At 52.5% G+C, this 14857-nt stretch carries 25 protein-coding genes; 4 read left to right on the top strand and 21 right to left on the bottom strand.

All coding sequences use genetic code 11. From position 1 onward, the window contains the following. Positions 1-142: 142 nt before the first annotated feature. The 18 genes from AB2L51_RS10120 to AB2L51_RS10035 form a co-directional block, all read right to left on the bottom strand. Entirely contained in the window at positions 143-460 is a 318-nt protein-coding gene (locus AB2L51_RS10120) for a hypothetical protein (RefSeq protein WP_395582186.1), read from the bottom strand. Further along, the gene (locus tag AB2L51_RS10115) at positions 453-857 is read right to left on the bottom strand and encodes a gp16 family protein (RefSeq protein WP_395582187.1); all 405 of its coding nucleotides are present in this window, start codon (positions 855-857) and stop codon (positions 453-455) included. Before AB2L51_RS10115 ends, AB2L51_RS10120 begins: the two co-directional genes overlap by 8 nt. After that, complete coding sequence (locus tag AB2L51_RS10110) at positions 857-1177, bottom strand: hypothetical protein (RefSeq protein WP_395582188.1); 321 nt, start codon at positions 1175-1177, stop codon at positions 857-859. The genes AB2L51_RS10115 and AB2L51_RS10110 overlap by 1 nt, the downstream gene beginning before the upstream one ends. Next, entirely contained in the window at positions 1174-1473 is a 300-nt protein-coding gene (locus tag AB2L51_RS10105) for a hypothetical protein (protein WP_395582189.1), read from the bottom strand. Before AB2L51_RS10105 ends, AB2L51_RS10110 begins: the two co-directional genes overlap by 4 nt. Next, a complete protein-coding gene (locus AB2L51_RS10100; RefSeq protein WP_395582190.1) occupies positions 1473-1778 on the bottom strand; it encodes a DUF6874 family protein in 306 nt (101 codons plus the stop codon). Before AB2L51_RS10100 ends, AB2L51_RS10105 begins: the two co-directional genes overlap by 1 nt. Further along, the gene (locus AB2L51_RS10095; RefSeq protein ID WP_395582191.1) at positions 1778-2401 is read right to left on the bottom strand and encodes a DUF3164 family protein; all 624 of its coding nucleotides are present in this window, start codon (positions 2399-2401) and stop codon (positions 1778-1780) included. The genes AB2L51_RS10100 and AB2L51_RS10095 overlap by 1 nt, the downstream gene beginning before the upstream one ends. Next, positions 2398-2706: a hypothetical protein gene (locus AB2L51_RS10090; RefSeq protein ID WP_395582192.1), complete on the bottom strand. Its 309-nt coding sequence runs from the start codon at positions 2704-2706 to the stop codon at positions 2398-2400. The genes AB2L51_RS10095 and AB2L51_RS10090 overlap by 4 nt, the downstream gene beginning before the upstream one ends. After that, on the bottom strand, positions 2706-3011 hold the full coding sequence (locus AB2L51_RS10085; RefSeq protein WP_395582193.1) for a hypothetical protein: 306 nt from the start codon (positions 3009-3011) through the stop codon (positions 2706-2708). The genes AB2L51_RS10090 and AB2L51_RS10085 overlap by 1 nt, the downstream gene beginning before the upstream one ends. Beyond that, positions 3008-3256: a hypothetical protein gene (locus AB2L51_RS10080; protein WP_395582194.1), complete on the bottom strand. Its 249-nt coding sequence runs from the start codon at positions 3254-3256 to the stop codon at positions 3008-3010. Before AB2L51_RS10080 ends, AB2L51_RS10085 begins: the two co-directional genes overlap by 4 nt. Next, a complete protein-coding gene (locus AB2L51_RS10075) occupies positions 3256-3537 on the bottom strand; it encodes a hypothetical protein (RefSeq protein WP_395582195.1) in 282 nt (93 codons plus the stop codon). Before AB2L51_RS10075 ends, AB2L51_RS10080 begins: the two co-directional genes overlap by 1 nt. After that, positions 3524-4507: an AAA family ATPase gene (locus tag AB2L51_RS10070; protein ID WP_395582196.1), complete on the bottom strand. Its 984-nt coding sequence runs from the start codon at positions 4505-4507 to the stop codon at positions 3524-3526. Before AB2L51_RS10070 ends, AB2L51_RS10075 begins: the two co-directional genes overlap by 14 nt. A 42-nt stretch (positions 4508-4549) precedes the next feature. Beyond that, positions 4550-6514, bottom strand: coding sequence for a transposase domain-containing protein (locus AB2L51_RS10065; RefSeq protein WP_395582197.1), 1965 nt, complete (start codon positions 6512-6514; stop codon positions 4550-4552). Then, positions 6504-6923, bottom strand: a complete 420-nt coding sequence (locus AB2L51_RS10060) for a hypothetical protein (RefSeq protein ID WP_395582198.1) — start codon at positions 6921-6923, stop codon at positions 6504-6506. Before AB2L51_RS10060 ends, AB2L51_RS10065 begins: the two co-directional genes overlap by 11 nt. Positions 6924-7092: 169 nt before the next feature. Continuing rightward, positions 7093-7449: a hypothetical protein gene (locus AB2L51_RS10055; protein ID WP_395582199.1), complete on the bottom strand. Its 357-nt coding sequence runs from the start codon at positions 7447-7449 to the stop codon at positions 7093-7095. Then, on the bottom strand, positions 7449-7904 hold the full coding sequence (locus tag AB2L51_RS10050) for a hypothetical protein (protein ID WP_395582200.1): 456 nt from the start codon (positions 7902-7904) through the stop codon (positions 7449-7451). Before AB2L51_RS10050 ends, AB2L51_RS10055 begins: the two co-directional genes overlap by 1 nt. After that, on the bottom strand, positions 7901-8719 hold the full coding sequence (locus tag AB2L51_RS10045) for a ParB/RepB/Spo0J family partition protein (protein WP_395582201.1): 819 nt from the start codon (positions 8717-8719) through the stop codon (positions 7901-7903). The genes AB2L51_RS10050 and AB2L51_RS10045 overlap by 4 nt, the downstream gene beginning before the upstream one ends. Further along, entirely contained in the window at positions 8716-8886 is a 171-nt protein-coding gene (locus AB2L51_RS10040) for a hypothetical protein (RefSeq protein ID WP_395582202.1), read from the bottom strand. Before AB2L51_RS10040 ends, AB2L51_RS10045 begins: the two co-directional genes overlap by 4 nt. Then, positions 8883-9188, bottom strand: a complete 306-nt coding sequence (locus AB2L51_RS10035) for a helix-turn-helix domain-containing protein (protein ID WP_395582203.1) — start codon at positions 9186-9188, stop codon at positions 8883-8885. The genes AB2L51_RS10040 and AB2L51_RS10035 overlap by 4 nt, the downstream gene beginning before the upstream one ends. A 201-nt stretch (positions 9189-9389) precedes the next feature. On the opposite strand from AB2L51_RS10035, the gene AB2L51_RS10030 reads away from it, so the two are divergent. The 4 genes from AB2L51_RS10030 to AB2L51_RS10015 all read left to right on the top strand — a co-directional run bounded on the left by AB2L51_RS10030 (position 9390) and on the right by AB2L51_RS10015 (position 12625). Beyond that, on the top strand, positions 9390-10136 hold the full coding sequence (locus AB2L51_RS10030; RefSeq protein WP_275176911.1) for a S24 family peptidase: 747 nt from the start codon (positions 9390-9392) through the stop codon (positions 10134-10136). A gap of 24 nt (positions 10137-10160) precedes the next feature. After that, positions 10161-10529 (top strand): DUF6232 family protein, encoded by a 369-nt coding sequence (locus AB2L51_RS10025; protein ID WP_275176912.1) that lies wholly within the window; start codon positions 10161-10163, stop codon positions 10527-10529. Positions 10530-10808: 279 nt separating this feature from the next. Continuing rightward, positions 10809-11342, top strand: coding sequence for a hypothetical protein (locus AB2L51_RS10020; protein WP_395582204.1), 534 nt, complete (start codon positions 10809-10811; stop codon positions 11340-11342). 290 nt (positions 11343-11632) lie between these two features. Then, on the top strand, positions 11633-12625 hold the full coding sequence (locus AB2L51_RS10015; RefSeq protein ID WP_395582205.1) for a BRO family protein: 993 nt from the start codon (positions 11633-11635) through the stop codon (positions 12623-12625). Positions 12626-12681: 56 nt separating this feature from the next. Here the strand turns inward: AB2L51_RS10015 and AB2L51_RS10010 are convergent, their stop codons facing one another. Genes AB2L51_RS10010 through AB2L51_RS10000 form a run of 3 tightly spaced genes read right to left on the bottom strand, consistent with a single transcriptional unit; the run spans position 12682 to position 14836 of the window. Then, entirely contained in the window at positions 12682-13173 is a 492-nt protein-coding gene (locus tag AB2L51_RS10010) for a hypothetical protein (protein ID WP_395582206.1), read from the bottom strand. Beyond that, on the bottom strand, positions 13164-14447 hold the full coding sequence (locus tag AB2L51_RS10005; protein ID WP_395582207.1) for a DNA-primase RepB domain-containing protein: 1284 nt from the start codon (positions 14445-14447) through the stop codon (positions 13164-13166). Before AB2L51_RS10005 ends, AB2L51_RS10010 begins: the two co-directional genes overlap by 10 nt. Positions 14448-14497: 50 nt before the next feature. Further along, the gene (locus tag AB2L51_RS10000; protein WP_395582208.1) at positions 14498-14836 is read right to left on the bottom strand and encodes a hypothetical protein; all 339 of its coding nucleotides are present in this window, start codon (positions 14834-14836) and stop codon (positions 14498-14500) included. Positions 14837-14857: the final 21 nt, after the last annotated feature.

Below are 14857 nucleotides of genomic sequence, written 5' to 3'. Positions count from 1 at the left end.
GGGAGTGTGAAGGCATGGGTCAAATCTCGATGAAAATTTCCGCCCTACCCGGGTCAGTTCTCAGTGAAAATCAACAAATATGCCTCAAACGGCATATTTGTACACTGTTCTCCCATTTTAGGGGTTTTTGCCCGAATTGTCCTTATTTTATCATCTTTTCCAGACGATCCTTGATTTCTAAACGGATGATTTCGTTTAATGCCCCATCAATACGCCAGGTATAAGAACCGATGATATAAGAGCAGATTGCCTCTACATGGCTTTCATCAAACTTCACACCCGCTCGCCACGCATCCTGTAGAGCGTCAAAGATCGTTGCATACAGATATGCTTTTGATTTGCCTATGCTCCTGAATTTGTGCAGACCAAGCGCCACCCTATCGTCATGCGCCTTGGGCTTTTTAATAGAAACATCAGAAAGCTTTACAGGTGCCACAGGCGCAATTTCTGCATCAGGCATGTCCTTTCTCCATCCGGCTCTTCCATGCCTTGAGGGCTTCAATCACCTTGCGGGCCTGTGGTTCGTCCAGGAACTCGGGCGCGCTCACACTCACGCACCGTTCAACAAAGGCCCGCAGTGCCTCCGTGGAGCCATCCCCACGCAGCATCGGCTTCATTTCCCGCCACAGGGCATAGACTTTGCGCACCCATGGCTTATGGTTCGGCCTGGACGCCTTGAAGCCCAGCCGCTTCATTTCGGCCAGCACATCATGCAACTGGCCAACAGAACAGGCCGTGCTGGAAACATGCCCCGTCACGCGCTGGAGCAGCGCGCGATAGGTCACATCATCCAGCCCCAACTGGCGGCGTCCAACATGGACTTTCTTCACCATGTCAGAGCGGGCGGTAGTGGGCATCACTCGTCCTCCGGCACGATGCGAGTTATGTAGACAGCGACACACATGCTCTCAAAATCACGTTCATCGCCTTCAAACTCAAAAGACTGACCATCAGGATATTTCATAGGCATCCTGAAGTAATCAGCATCATCACTCGTGGCATGTTTTTCCAATGCTTCCGAAATGAATGCGTCGAACAGATCAGCCCCGTAGCAATTCCCGCCCATTGATACCTCTATCTCTGCGCGGCAATCACCACATTGGAAAACAACAATCCCATGATGCTGATTATTTCGGCTGCCATCTGCGCATGGATATTCTTGGATTATTTCCATCACGCCACCTCACTCTCAGAAATGGTGCTGACATCCGTCTCAGTGTTGGATGCGGAAACAACAAAGTCAGCTATCCGCCCGTAACCTTCAACAAACTGTTCGCCACCAATGGACGGGTCATACACCGGATCAATAACGCCCGTCGCCACAAGCCACGCTATGTGTTCGGCATGTTCACCAAGAGTATCAAATGGTTGAAAGCTCTTTTGAAATTCTCCCATGAATTCCTCAGAAAATGCTTCCTCTCGCAGCACCACAGCAACCGTGCATTGCACTTCAACTTCAAATTTCCGAGCCATCACACCACCTCTTTCTTGGCAAAGCGCGGGCGAAACATATCTGTCAGCTGGCCAGTTCTGCGGTCCAGATGGCGGGCAATGCCCGCGACATCATGCAACAGGTTAAAATCGTCTGCGTTGTCCAGGCGGGCGAAGTCCATAGGGCAGCCGTTGGAATGGACCGCGTCCAAGTCCATCGTAATTTCGAGCAGCATGACCCGACGGGGTGTAATGTCACCCCTGTCTCGATACAGTGATGCCGCACGGCTACTAATTCGCATAATAATCTCCCGCTCTTCAGGCGTAGCGGTGAATTTTACAGCCATCACACCACCTCCAGAGAAGAGAACTGGAGCCGGATCGGCTGCCAGTCCTGGTCCCGCGTTTCCCGCCAGTAAAAGCGCAGGTATGGCTTGCTGCTGGAAACCTCAATGCTGTTCGCCACGGCCTCCATAACATCAGGCCAGCGCGGGTGTGTCAGCCGCACTTTGCGGACCTGCTGCAAACGGTCCACGTTCACACGCCCTGTTCGTTCATCCGGTTCAAACGCAGCAGACAGCAGCAGGCGAATATCCGGGCTGACATTCTCGGTCAGATCGTCCAGCACTTCCCCCATCAGGGCTTGCGCCGCCATAATGTCAGACGTGACGCGCCGGAAGTCGGCAACCGACAATTCAACCTTAAAGCAGCTATCCAGACTCTCTGCCTGAAATGCCCCCCGCGATCCTTTGCGCTTTTTGACCCGATACTGTTCCAGCAACGCGGTTTCATAGTTGCGGGCTTTTTCAAACATGCGCCGCTTCTGCTCAACCATCAGTTCGTGCAGGGCCTTGGCATCGTTCACCAGTTCAATGGCCAGATCATTGGACAACAGCGTGGTCGGGGACATCCGTTCACGGGGCCACGGGCCAGAGCAGGTCATAACCATGCCTTCCATGTTAACGCTCATCCTACGTCTCTCCTGTTCATTCCCGAGTAATATGAAAAAAGGTCTTTGGCGGCCCCGGTCAGGCTTACACGCAGTTTCTCGACTGCTTCAAAAGCCTGCTGGTCGGGCATGAGGTCCGTCATGCCGGGCACGGCGTAAAACTCGCCGTTAAAAGCCCTGTGTCGCAGGTAGGTTTTTATGGCGTCCCGTGTGCCGCAGCACAGCGGGAGCGCACCATCGGGAAAACCCACGCCGGGGTGCCACTCAATCCGCCCGTTCCGCTGGACCCACGCGGTGTAAATTTCACCAGTCACACGCGGTGCCATCAGTGCATCGTCCCTTTGTTCAGGCTGACAGGCATCATCCGCATGGTGTGCGCAATGCTGGCCTGAACCATGGAAAAATGGAGAACACTGACAACAGCCAAACTCCAGGCAGCGTCATGCAGTTCCTTCATCATGCCGCCATTGCCCTGCGTAATGCTGACAATCTGCGCCATATCCTCGCCAATGCGATCAATGACGCTGGCCAGGGACAGCGTGGGGTTTTTTCGCGCCATTTCGTCCAGAGCCTCGCCCATGCTTTCAAAAATGGCGGGCAGCTTCACAACTGTTGTGCAACTTCCACTCATGACCGCACCTCAACAAACTCGGCGTCAATAATCTGCGGCATGGCCTGCACGGGGATGCGCAGCATGGTGAACGACCCTTCCAGTTCACTCGCCATCCGGTCCAGCCACTCCGCATATTCCTGCCGCTCACCACTACTCAGCACAGTAAAATCCCGAGGCTGAGAAAAAAGCTGTGCCCCTACACGCATCTGGCGCAACACGCGGTCAATGCACTGGATCGGTGTTTCGGTTCTTGCTTCAGGCATCACAGTGCCTCCATCTGCGCGAGGATTTCACCAGCGGTGGCACCCTCGGGGTAGCTTTCAAAAAACTCACGGATCACCTGCCGCCTGTTGTCACCGGCAACGTGGGTTTCATGCCGCAACACAATGGCAAGGTGACTGGCCGTGGCATCAGCGGGGCTGCTGCGAAGGAAATCCCGAATATCGCGCAGCAGGGCACGGTGGCGTTCGGGCTGGGCAAAAATGGTGCCGTCAACAACTTCTGTCAGAACGTCAGACGGTACGGGCATTTCAAGAATGGACATCGTCAGCTCCACCTTTCATACGAATTTTCGGAAACTCGCCGGTCATGTGTTCAGACCAGGCGCACTCAAGGTCTTTTCTGGTGATCTGATCACGCTTGTTCACACGGGCAATTTTCGTGGCGTTGCGTAGCACCTTGCTCATGCTCCGCAGTCCACCTTCGCGCCGCCCAATTTCCTTGGCGTAAAGCTGCACCTCTTCGCCCTGCACACCGTCCCACCCGGCAAGAATGGCGCACATGTCTTTCTGTCGGGGCTTATTGATCTTCCGGCGCAACCCAATCCGGCTGAACAACTGCGCATAGTCCGCGGTGCGGCCTAACCCATCAAACTTGGCGTTCAACGGTGCATTCCCCATAAACACCACACCCACCTTTGCCTGGTCATGAATGGAGCGGATTTCTTCAACCGCCTTGACGGAAAGGTGCTGGGATTCATCAATAATCAACACCGCCTCCGTCCCTTTCAGGCGGCGGATAATGGAACGGATACGGCGCTGCCCTTTGTCATTGCAGCCCAAGGTTTCAGCAATTTCCAGCAACACGGCGGAAGGGCTGGACAGGCTGGGGTCCGCAGTAATCAGGAACACGTTGTTGGTGCGCTTCTGATACTCTTCCGCCGCCATGGTTTTTCCGGTCCCGGCATTGCCGGAGATCACGGCCAGATCAACGTCATACTGTGCGGTTTCAATCAGGTTCATGATCGTCCGGGCCGTTTCCGTCATGATAAACCCCGGAACAACAGGCCTCTCAGAGCGGTTCCGTTCCTTGGTTTCCTGCGCCTCCAGCCACAACTGGAGCTTACCAGCCACTTTTTCATTATCCCCGGCATAATTGCCGCCAAGGAATGAACTGATCACCGGGCCAGATACACCACTTGCCGACCCGATCTGCGTCAGGGAGAGCTGGTCGCGGTCTTTACGATCCCTTACGGCGTCACGCAGGCGTGCGTGGTCATTCATGATCTGTGTCATGCGCAAAAATTTCCTCGTTTACTGGAGCGTTATCAGCTCAATTTAGTCTTCGTCAGTATCCACAAGTCGCAGGGAGCGCTCTGTAGGTCGCATCTGCTCGTTATACTTGGTCAACCAGTCTTCTTCTTCGTCATCATGATGCGCCACGGCAGCGTTGCCGTTGCTCACAAACGGTTTGGGCCGAAGTGGGCGCACAACCTTGCTTTCAATCAGGTCTTCCGCCTCGGAAATCTTTGGCATCAGTTCGATCATCTGCTCCGGCGTCATGCTGCGTTGCAGATCAAGAATTTCCTTCGTGTTCCGCAGGATTTTCTTTTCTTTCCGCCTTGTTTCCCCAGCCGCATGCATATCAAAGAAGCCGGTTTTATCGATAACCGGCGCGTTCCCCAGGAACACTCCCTTCGCATCATACACATGCAGATCCGCATGAAGGTTCTGCGGGTCATAACGGACAACAACTTTCTGCCCCAGATGCTCATGCAGGAAGTCCGCAAAATAACGGTTCTTCATGAACCGGATGGAGCCGTTGTTCTTGTTGACAGTCACATTCTCAGCGGCCATCAGCCACAGATGCCGCTGGGCTTCAGTCGCCTTACGCACCGGGCGAATGGCAAGACTCTCAGAAAATGCCTGAAAGAAGCTTTTCTTGCCACCGCAGGTCGGTGTGTTCCGTTTAGGGCGGTTATTATGCTCCTGAATGCCCTCTTCAACGACCTTCAAAAACTCCGCCAGCGGGATTGCTTTGCTGCCGTAGTTCTCTGGCTTGGCCAGCGGGTTATTGCCCACATAAGCCCCGGAAAATCGTAAATCCTTGGCAATGTTTTCTTCCATATCGCCAAAAGCACGCTCAATAGGCTTTGACTGACCATGCCGGGGGATCGCCCAATGGGTTTTCACGCCCAGAATGGTCATGACGCCGTTGACATCATCCTCCTTTATCTTGAAACGGAAGCGGGTTTTCGAGCCACCCGTCATGCGCTTGGAGGCAAAGGCCCGACCGTTATCCATCAGGGCTTCCTCCGGGATGCCCCATTTCTCGATCATGTCCCCAAACGCAAGTTGGATCAGGTTGGTGTTTTCGGATTTATCAACCCGCCAGGACAGGATCGTGTTGCTATACAGATCCTGCCATGAAGCCATCATAGGCCGACCAATCGTCCCATCCGGCCACAGCACGAAAATATCCCACCTATGACCATCCGCATTGACCGCCTGCATGGCATGTAGATACGTCCGGTCACGCTCCTGAGCAGGGATCATCTGCTTGGCGGCATCTCTACCACCCCGCGCCAGAGCAATTACCATCTGCGGCAATTCCTTCACCCGCCGCTTCATGGTGTTAATGCTTGGGATCACCCAGCCCTGTTCCTCTGCGGCCTTCACCAGATCGCGGTAGCACTTCTCAAACTTGGGCTTTTCCGGCTGCAACCAGCGGGATTTGAAGAATTCCAGAGCTTCCTCATCGCATCCAGCATACTTCTTTTTGCTCCCGCACAAACGGTCGGCCAGCGCAGGCAGCCAGTCACATTTATCAAGGCCGCGCACATCACGATACCAGTTATAGATCGTGGTCTTCCCCACACGCTGCTCCTTGGCGATATGCACTATGGCCAGTTTTTTCTGGCAGCACTTCGCCTCAACCCAGCTTTCGACCATCATCAGGATGCAATGCGCCCTCTCAGCACGTTTCCTCTTATGCTCGGGCAGTTTCCTGTATCTGGCCCATAACTCGTTTCTTTCTCTATGCTCTTCTTCGCATTCCGCCTTTACCGGAGCCTGAATGCGCGCCACCAGAGCGGCCTGGGCAATCGTGTCCAGAACATAGGGCGTGAACTCATAGCCGCCGCCACGCCCATTCCGACGCCGCCAGCACTTCCCTTCATTTTCCGGGTCAAACCAATTCTCCATCTTGGCTTTCATCTGATATGCCCGGGCAGTCGTCGGCATACCTGGAAGCTGCAAAGCCGCCAGTTCAGCAGGAGAATACCACTGAACATTATTCAGCATTTCCCCCTCCATTCATGTGCTTCAGGATATCTTCAGGGCGAAGGGGCCAAGACATACCGGTCATACCTGCTACGGCTTCAACTACAGCGTTCTCCACAAACATGCGCCGCTCGCTTTCACGGGCCTGTCGCAGATGCTGCTCGACCATTGCCAGACAATCTCCAACAGATCCGCGCGGACGCAGGGACGCATAAATCCCGGATACCAAGCCCTTCGGCTTGCTGGACCGATACAGCGCCCAGCCCGTCAGAACCTGCGGCGTGATGCGCTCAAATGCCGTTTCGCGGTCTTGCCCATAGATGCGGGCGAGCAGGAACTCCTCATCACACTGCGCCTCAAACCAGATTTGCAGGATGCCGTCATTGGAGGATTCAAACGTCAGGTTCTGGTATTCAACCACGCGCCTCATGCCACACCCCCGATCATACGGGGGAGAGGTGCGGTCTGGCCGCATTGCCAGACTCGCGCCACCCCATCCACCTTGTGGCTGCACAACCCAAACAAGGAGGAAACTGTGTATTCTATTTCTGTGCCTACGGATGACGACACGCCAAATATCCACATAACGAATACCTCCATCAAAGAGCTTGGTCTTGGCTTTGAGGTATCGGGGGATTTTGAGTGTCTAGAGATCGGAGTTGGTAACGCGGTATCTGGACATCTGACATTCCGGCTAAGTAGCCTTCCAGAAATGTCGTCACCTCTTGATCTAAAGAAAATTCTTCTGACCGCTCTCGCAGACACAATAAAGCAAGCCGAGAAAGAAGGCTGAACTCTTTCACACCAACCTGAATAGTCTTTTCTTCTGTGGTGGCCGGACGATACTCGGCCATCACGTTACCGCACCCAAGGTCTGCAATTCCCAGATTGCCAATCATGATGTTGGTGCGCCCTGCGGTATCAGTTTTAGAAGAGATAAATGCTTTTTTAGACATCAGAACCGCGCTCCCAACTGACGCCGCAGGCCATTCTCCATGCGCGTCAGCTTCTTTTTCTGTTCTGCTACCGCCGCCAATTCGATCATCGGCAGATAGTTCCGATCAATCACAGCCCAACCCCGGGGTGCCGCCAGAAACTCCACCAGCCGGATGTCACGGGTCGCCCCAATCAGGGCATTGAAGCGCGGCACGCTGATCTGGTGATCTTCCCGCTGGCCCGACGCATAGGCGTTGAGCATGTTCACGGTCACAGGCCGCCCCAGAATATCACTCATGTCAGAAGCAACCTCAGGCCGCGTCCGCCCGCATTCCGCCAGCGTGACGGAAATGGCGCGGCACAGGGAGAACTCATAGGTGTTCCCTCGCACCAGCATCGGGTCATATCCGGTGACGAAAACTGGCGGCTCCCAATCCAGCAGCGAGAGCTGCCGTATGTCTGGTTTCCGGCTCACGCTGCATCCTCCAGATTAAACTCAGGCTGCAAAAACTCATGAAAACGGAGCTTCGTGGCATCATCGGCCCGGTTCCAAAGCGCCACCAGTTTGTCATATGTCGTGGGCGGCTTTTTCTTCGGCTGGTTACGGATCTGCCGCAGTATCTCGGAAATGTTCTTCACACCCGGCCACTGCACAATAAAGTCAGCAATCTGGCGCTGATACTCTGGCGTTTCCCGAGACAGGGCATCGAGTTGTGCGCCGCTTTCCGCAAGCCATGTGCCGGAAATTTTCTCGCGCACGTCAGGCATAATGTGCTTATATCGGGCTACAGAGCGTTCGATAGTTCTCTTTGAAAAGCCAAGTTTCTCGGCAGTCGCTTGGCTGAAGGACTGGATCAAAACGACAAGCTTGTCGTTTTGATCCGACTTCCTGTCACCGCCATGCCCCACCTCTGGATGCAGCGCCTCATAAACCTCCTTGCGCTTCGCCAGAAATGTTGCGCGGTCCAGCTCGCTCAGTTCCCGGCGGCAGATGTTTTCGTCAATCTCCAGCAACTGTGCTTCAAGGTCATTCGCCTTCACAACCACAGCAAATGCGGTTTCTATTCCGGCCAGAGCCAAGGCCCGCATGCGGTGCGCACCGGCAATCAGCCGATACCGCTTTCCGGCCTTACGCACTTCAATCGGGGTGCGCTGACCCTGTTCCTGCATACTTGCCGCAATGACGGCTGCGGCATCATCATCAATCCCACGTAGGCGGTCGCCAACGTCAATATCTGTCAGGGGAATAGACACCACTGACAGCAGCGGCTGAGGCACACTCATGTTCATGCCACTTCATCCTTTGACCCAATAAGGAGGCTCAAAACCCGTCCGGTGGCGAGATCGACCGTCCCAAAGGCGACCGGCTTTTCTGATGCACCACACACCACAGATATCGAAAACGAGGCTGTTTTTTTGTCGTCTGATATGGCGGTTGCTGTGGAAATGGTGTTCATGCCGCCACCTCATTTTGACGGTGCGCCCGGCAGTTCAGGGCGGTAGGAATACGAGGGACAACAAACGAAACTGGAGTGCCGTCAGAATGATACCGATCAGGCCATATGGCCTTCACCGCTACCTTCAGCGCCTTCGCAATTTCGCGCTCAATGGGAACGGAGTAGCCGGGGGTAGCAATGGTCTTGCTCACCGCACGGCTATCCCGCCCGATCATGACGGAGAACGCAGCCAGAGAACCGAACATTTTCCGCAGCGCGGCTTTAATGTCCTCCGGGTGCATTCCCATGGGCTTTTGTGCCATAGTGTGTAGCTCCTGATTCGAGGGCGGCTGCAACCGCCCTTTTTCTTCAACCCCTTTCCAGCGACTTTACGCCGCCGGAAATCGTCGCGAGGTGTTCCGCTAACATATGCGATCTCAGATTTGTTTCAACGATAAAATCTGACTTCGCAGTTATTTTTTGTGGATACATCTGTGAATAATTAAAAAGGTCTATATTTATCAATGACATCTGAAGGAAAGAAGCCAACAGATGCAGATTTCGCAGTTCCAAGCACAAACTGCGAAACAGACTCCGCCAGTGAACGGCTACGGACGGCGGTTAGAAATGCTGGAGGAAACCAGCATGTCTCTAATGTGTCGGGAGTTCCGCTTGGCACTCTCAACACCTACATTGCAGGCCGTGAAATGCGCGCTTCTACTGCAGCAAAGATAGCTGCCGCCTGCGGTGTGTCTTTGGATTGGCTTGTTTCCGGGGGTGATGCGGCAACTGCATCTGCAAATGCAGATGAACCGTCAGGATCTCCAAATGTAGATTTCTTGAATTATGACCTTCAGTTGTCGGCGGGTTCTGGCGTGTATCCAAACCGCGAGCCAATCAAGAAAACCGTTTCAATTCCTAGAGATATATTGCCAAAAGACGTGCTTGGGCACGAAAAATACGTGTGCGCCCTTACCGTTAAGGGCGACAGCATGCAGCCATCTTTAGATGATGGAGACTTGGTTCTGATTAGAACAGACGTAGAAAGCATCAAGAGCGGAGCAATCTACGCTATCCGCATAGACAACAGTCTCCTAGTCAAGCGCCTGCGTCTGAAAGCCAACGGCAATGTGGAGGTGGTCAGCGACAACCCCAGCTATTCCACAGATGAATTGAACGCCGCAGAAATCCGCCAGATGATCCGCGATGGTGGAGCCCCTGCAAAGATCATAGGCCGCGTAGTCTGGCGCTCCGGCGCTATGACGGTATAAATCCTCAATATAAGGAAAATCGTTATGGAAACTGGTGAATATATTTATAAGAACGGAAATATAAGTGTAGACAACTCCCTAATTAAAATTGGAAGCGCAAGCTATTCTGTGTCTTCTATTGGCAGCACAACAATTCTAAAAGCAATTGACCCAGCGCAAATTTGGTTAGCATTCTTCGGGGGAATAATTGTTCTGATTGGCTTTGGGCTTTATATTATTCCGGGAATAATATTTGCGTTCATTTGGTATAAATTGGCTAAGAAAGCCCCTTGGTATAAATACACAGTCCTGATTAAGAACTCATCTGGCGATCATCCTGCTCTCGAAAAAGCCGATTTAACCGCCGCTACGCAGCTCCATCAGGCTATTGAACGCGCCATATCTACTCGCTAAGATTAACTGGTTATCTCGGCCCTTTGAAAGGTCATTAAAAGGCATTTGAAGGGCTGATACTAAAATCAGGGTGGGTTCCAAATCATCTGGCTGAAAATGCCCCTTAAGGCCAATTTCGCAGTTAGTTCCATCCAAAATCATCGGGGGGTTTTGACCCACACCAGCCCCAGTCAAAACCCAGAAAACCCCGGTCGCTCAACAGGTTTCGTCCCACGAAATCCCCGCTGATCCCACATAATCCCGGTTTCGCAGTAGTTCCATCCTTCATGGTCGGTAACATTGGATGCGGCTAATCCACATCAATGGTATCGCACATCTAATAATTTACATTCGCAGGCTTTAATTCTTTGGGATAAACGAGGACGGGGAAATACGACCTTAATAAAAGATGGCCAGCCACTGATGGTTTGGGATGATGCGAATAAAGGCACTTTCCTTCTAGCCGCTTTCGCGATGGAAAATATGCTGAAAGCATTTTGTATTTACGAAGACCCTTCTCTTGTTTCCGAAGGGCGCATAGGCAACAAAATCGCCACTCATAAACTTTGGAAGTTAGTCGAGAGAACCTCTCTTATTCCATACAAAGCCCGAGATAAGTGGGTGTTCGACATGCTTTCAAGTGGAAATGAAAGTTGGGCACGATACCCCTGCGGTCTTCATGCAAACGATATTGAATGTGAACAGCAATTCACCGTGCGTTTGTGGGAAAGGTATTGCTCTATGATTCTGAATTATCGAACTAAGATGGAGAAATTACTTATTAAAGGATGGACAGGCCCTTATGGATTCTATGGGAAATGGACTTTTACCTAGGCTACAAAATGGAACAGAAGCCACTTTCTATATTTCTCCATGGGCGGGGGGGCTTCTCGTAACCGCCTCCCCCCGCGAGGCGGAGCGAGGCCCCTTCAGTAGTTTCGGAACCATCTGATTCCTGCGATCAGACCTAGCCTGCCCAGCAATCCGCCCGACCCTGACGTGCGTGGGTGCGCGTTTCATGAAATATGCAGAAAACTAAGCTATATACTTGTGCTTGAGCAATCGCTCGGGTGCCCCAGCCGGTCGCACGACTGGGGTTAACTTGCAAACGATGGAGATCATCAATGCAAGCCGATCTGTTTAGCACAACCGCCGGCAATCAGCATATTTCCACGCTTGATTTTGAAGGCGCTCCGATCCGCATAACAGATGTCGGGGGTGAACCATGGTTCCTTCTGTCTGACGTCTGTGTTGTTCTTGAAATCCGCAACCATCGCCACGCGGCGGCCCGTCTTGATCCTGATGAAAAGGGTGTCGTTACTAACGACACCCTTGGCGGCCCGCAGAAAACCGCCATTATCAATGAGTCTGGGCTTTACACGCTGACGTTTGATAGCCGCAAGCCGGCCGCAAAGCGATTCAGGAAATGGGTGACATCTGAGGTCTTGCCGTCAATTCGCAGGACTGGCTCATACTCCGTCCAGCCTGTTCCTGAACCATCCCCGGCACTCTCGATGGCAGAGATGACACTTGCTGTAATCAGCGATCTACAGAAACAAGTTGAGACGCACAAATTGCAAATCGCAGAACATCTCGACACAATAGCAAGTCACACAGAACTCCTGAATTACAGTATGCCCAAGGCCGCGATTCATGACCGCTTGATTGAAACGGAAGGCACACTCACGCTCTCAGATGCCGCAAAAACGATCGGCGTCGCACCACGAAAGTTCATCGCCTTGCTGCGCCGGGAAGGGTGGCTTTTCCGGCGCGGTAAATCGCCCCTTGCTGCATATCAAGACAAGATCACATCTGGTTATCTGACACACAAAGTTTCAGTGATTCTTGCGCCGGACGGCGGAGAGAGAATTACAGAGCAGGTCCGGGTCACATCGAAGGGTTTGGCAAAACTGGCGCGTCTCGTGCCAGCCGCGCTCAGGGCCAACGCCGATGTTTCTATGCCAGCGCCCGTGCCCTCAACCTTTGCCGGTCATCGCGTCGAGGACGGCACGCGAGCGAGATACAGACGCGATGCGGAACGGCGCGAACTGCAACGCCTGGAAGAATTTGAGGCGTATCAAGCGGAATCAGAGAAGCATCGCACTGAATATTATTAAGTGTATTTCCCGAAGACGAAATAAAAGCCCCGCAATAACGGGGCTTTTATTTTGCGTTAGATGGATAGACCATCTTCTTTTTTTGTCAGCGCTCTTGCCTCTCTGGCTTTCTCTCGTTCTGCGATCTTTTTTTCAAAAGGGGATTGTTTTGTTGATGGAGATTGTTTTGTTGATGTCGAGGTTGCCGCAGGTTTGGGTTTGATGGGGTGAGGCTTCTGTTTCGATGCGTTATTGATTGGAGCCAATTTTTTTGGCGGTAAGGGCGGGGGCTTAGGCGGAAGTGGCGGCAAAGGCTCAGGTTTGAATTCCGGCTCTTTAATGGGGCCGTTATGCTCGGGAATAGTGAATGTCACCGCCGGTTGTGACGCCCTTTCTTTTTCTTTTTTATCTCCCTCAGATGGCTCATGATTCTGCTGTCTGCCCGACATGTTTTGCTTCAGGCGCTTCTGGACATCAGCGCCGGCGGCTTCAGAAAGTCCATCGCTGAGAGTCTGAGCCGCACTTGCTGAGAACGAAAATGCGGCACGAATGGCGGAAATTAACGACATAGGGACTGATCCTTTTTTGCTGCCTGTTGTGTCTCTCGCTTTATTTCACGCTCTTCAATCTTGCGTTCCCAGGCCGATTTTTGTCGTGGCGCTGTGGGTCTGACTAGCCCGCCTGAGACCGATCTGGGCGGCATGACCTGGCGCGGCTGGGTCACGCCATTTCTGTGATTAAGCAGTGCTTGTCTCGTTCGTTCGATATTACCCACTACCTTGTGCGAGCACATTTTTAACGCATCGTTTAATGTTTTCTCACAGAACGTCGATTCAGAATGCTTGATCTTGACGAAAGGATATTCGACACCCCATGCTTTGCCTTCGACCTCACGGGCATGTTTAGGTTTTACGTTGCGATAGCCGGCAAGGCGGATGCCATGTCGAAGGCCAGAAATGCGATGGTCGCCGAAGTCGCGATTGAGGGACTGGAAGTATTGATGCAGTCCTTGACGGTCAAAACAGGAATCATCGTTGCCGACAGCGTCTTTGAATCTGAACGGTTCTTTCGGCACACGAAAAATGATCTGATGTGATTTCCATGACGTCTGAAGCGCGAGACAGGGTTTGAAACCCGCATCAATCCAAGACTTAACAGGCGATTCAGACTCTTTGCCTTGGCGATCAAGAGCATCGTCAACAAGAATATAGAAGCAGTGTCTGTCCATAGGCGTCATCAGCACGTTCAGACCCTCTCCATTGCGCTGACGCAACATGCCGACACAATTTTGGATGTCTCGCGTGTTGAAAAATTTCTCGACTTTCTCGCCGTTCTGCGTCCGTTTCCCAACGAGATAGCCGAATTTGCCTTTCCGTTTTTCTGGTTCAGCGTCGTGATCTTGCGGCAGCTTTTCAAAGTCTGTTTCTGTCACTGTTTCGAGCAGTGCGTCCCTTTGGGCTGCTTCATCCGCTTCCTTAAACATCAACGTCAGACGGGCTTCGCTGCACCCCAGAGCATCCATCTGCTGTTTGACTAGCCGATTGATTACGATTTCGGAATCAAACAATTCTCGCTCGACCTGCTTGATCCCGACGTTTCGCGAGGCCGTCTGATCGTCGGCAAAATGCTCATGAAGCCATTCGAGCGCTTGATTATAGTCGCATTTTTTGGCGAATTTGACCGCGTCAATGGCATTTTCTGCGGGTCGCAGATTCTCGATGCGGCGAGGGATCGCTGTGTTTATAGACAGATCACCTGACGCGATCAGCGCCGCATGGACACCGGCTGGATCAAGACGGCGCAGCCGGGCAACTTCTTCCTTTGAGATTTCATCCATTTTCATGATCTCGCATGATGGCGTTGTTCTATTTGATTATATCATCGATTTGCAGATCAGATGACGCCCTGGAACCGAAGTCGTGCTTGGACTGCGGCGAGGACTGACTGCGTATGAAGCGATGTCTCTGCATACCAGTCATCATACAGAGCGTCGTAATGAACGGAAGGAATGTCGTGAAAGTCGATGCCTGACAGGATTTCAGACTTTCTGTTAAAGAAAATGCTGTATTTATACCAGTATTCGTAGTCATCTGGCTCGTATTTACGAACTTCACGATCTCTGTCGTCGGGGTCGTCGTGCCAGGAACGCACTGGTTCGGGCGCTTTTTTCTTAATAACAGTGCCACCGGCGGCGATAAGGCGTTCGATAAGAGCCGTATTGATTTTTGACATGACATAAAGTCCTTTGCTGAA

It is taken from the genome of Acetobacter fabarum (assembly GCF_040702925.2).
Taxonomy (GTDB): domain Bacteria; phylum Pseudomonadota; class Alphaproteobacteria; order Acetobacterales; family Acetobacteraceae; genus Acetobacter; species Acetobacter fabarum_B.
This window is presented reverse-complemented; position numbering and strand designations above follow the sequence as displayed.

What these genes read in the sequence shown, in the direction of transcription:
- AB2L51_RS10120 (WP_395582186.1), bottom strand. Translation starts at nt 460, where the DNA reads ATGCCTGATGCAGAAATTGCGCCTGTGGCACCTGTAAAGCTTTCTGAT.
- AB2L51_RS10115 (WP_395582187.1), bottom strand. Translation starts at nt 857, where the DNA reads ATGCCCACTACCGCCCGCTCTGACATGGTGAAGAAAGTCCATGTTGGA.
- AB2L51_RS10105 (WP_395582189.1), bottom strand. Translation starts at nt 1,473, where the DNA reads ATGGCTCGGAAATTTGAAGTTGAAGTGCAATGCACGGTTGCTGTGGTG.
- AB2L51_RS10100 (WP_395582190.1), bottom strand. Translation starts at nt 1,778, where the DNA reads ATGGCTGTAAAATTCACCGCTACGCCTGAAGAGCGGGAGATTATTATG.
- AB2L51_RS10095 (WP_395582191.1), bottom strand. Translation starts at nt 2,401, where the DNA reads ATGAGCGTTAACATGGAAGGCATGGTTATGACCTGCTCTGGCCCGTGG.
- AB2L51_RS10090 (WP_395582192.1), bottom strand. Translation starts at nt 2,706, where the DNA reads ATGGCACCGCGTGTGACTGGTGAAATTTACACCGCGTGGGTCCAGCGG.
- AB2L51_RS10085 (WP_395582193.1), bottom strand. Translation starts at nt 3,011, where the DNA reads ATGAGTGGAAGTTGCACAACAGTTGTGAAGCTGCCCGCCATTTTTGAA.
- AB2L51_RS10080 (WP_395582194.1), bottom strand. Translation starts at nt 3,256, where the DNA reads ATGCCTGAAGCAAGAACCGAAACACCGATCCAGTGCATTGACCGCGTG.
- AB2L51_RS10075 (WP_395582195.1), bottom strand. Translation starts at nt 3,537, where the DNA reads ATGTCCATTCTTGAAATGCCCGTACCGTCTGACGTTCTGACAGAAGTT.
- AB2L51_RS10070 (WP_395582196.1), bottom strand. Translation starts at nt 4,507, where the DNA reads ATGACACAGATCATGAATGACCACGCACGCCTGCGTGACGCCGTAAGG.
- AB2L51_RS10065 (WP_395582197.1), bottom strand. Translation starts at nt 6,514, where the DNA reads ATGCTGAATAATGTTCAGTGGTATTCTCCTGCTGAACTGGCGGCTTTG.
- AB2L51_RS10060 (WP_395582198.1), bottom strand. Translation starts at nt 6,923, where the DNA reads ATGAGGCGCGTGGTTGAATACCAGAACCTGACGTTTGAATCCTCCAAT.
- AB2L51_RS10055 (WP_395582199.1), bottom strand. Translation starts at nt 7,449, where the DNA reads ATGTCTAAAAAAGCATTTATCTCTTCTAAAACTGATACCGCAGGGCGC.
- AB2L51_RS10045 (WP_395582201.1), bottom strand. Translation starts at nt 8,719, where the DNA reads ATGAACATGAGTGTGCCTCAGCCGCTGCTGTCAGTGGTGTCTATTCCC.
- AB2L51_RS10040 (WP_395582202.1), bottom strand. Translation starts at nt 8,886, where the DNA reads ATGAACACCATTTCCACAGCAACCGCCATATCAGACGACAAAAAAACA.
- AB2L51_RS10035 (WP_395582203.1), bottom strand. Translation starts at nt 9,188, where the DNA reads ATGGCACAAAAGCCCATGGGAATGCACCCGGAGGACATTAAAGCCGCG.
- AB2L51_RS10030 (WP_275176911.1), top strand. Translation starts at nt 9,390, where the DNA reads ATGACATCTGAAGGAAAGAAGCCAACAGATGCAGATTTCGCAGTTCCA.
- AB2L51_RS10025 (WP_275176912.1), top strand. Translation starts at nt 10,161, where the DNA reads ATGGAAACTGGTGAATATATTTATAAGAACGGAAATATAAGTGTAGAC.
- AB2L51_RS10015 (WP_395582205.1), top strand. Translation starts at nt 11,633, where the DNA reads ATGCAAGCCGATCTGTTTAGCACAACCGCCGGCAATCAGCATATTTCC.
- AB2L51_RS10010 (WP_395582206.1), bottom strand. Translation starts at nt 13,173, where the DNA reads ATGTCGTTAATTTCCGCCATTCGTGCCGCATTTTCGTTCTCAGCAAGT.
- AB2L51_RS10005 (WP_395582207.1), bottom strand. Translation starts at nt 14,447, where the DNA reads ATGAAAATGGATGAAATCTCAAAGGAAGAAGTTGCCCGGCTGCGCCGT.
- AB2L51_RS10000 (WP_395582208.1), bottom strand. Translation starts at nt 14,836, where the DNA reads ATGTCAAAAATCAATACGGCTCTTATCGAACGCCTTATCGCCGCCGGT.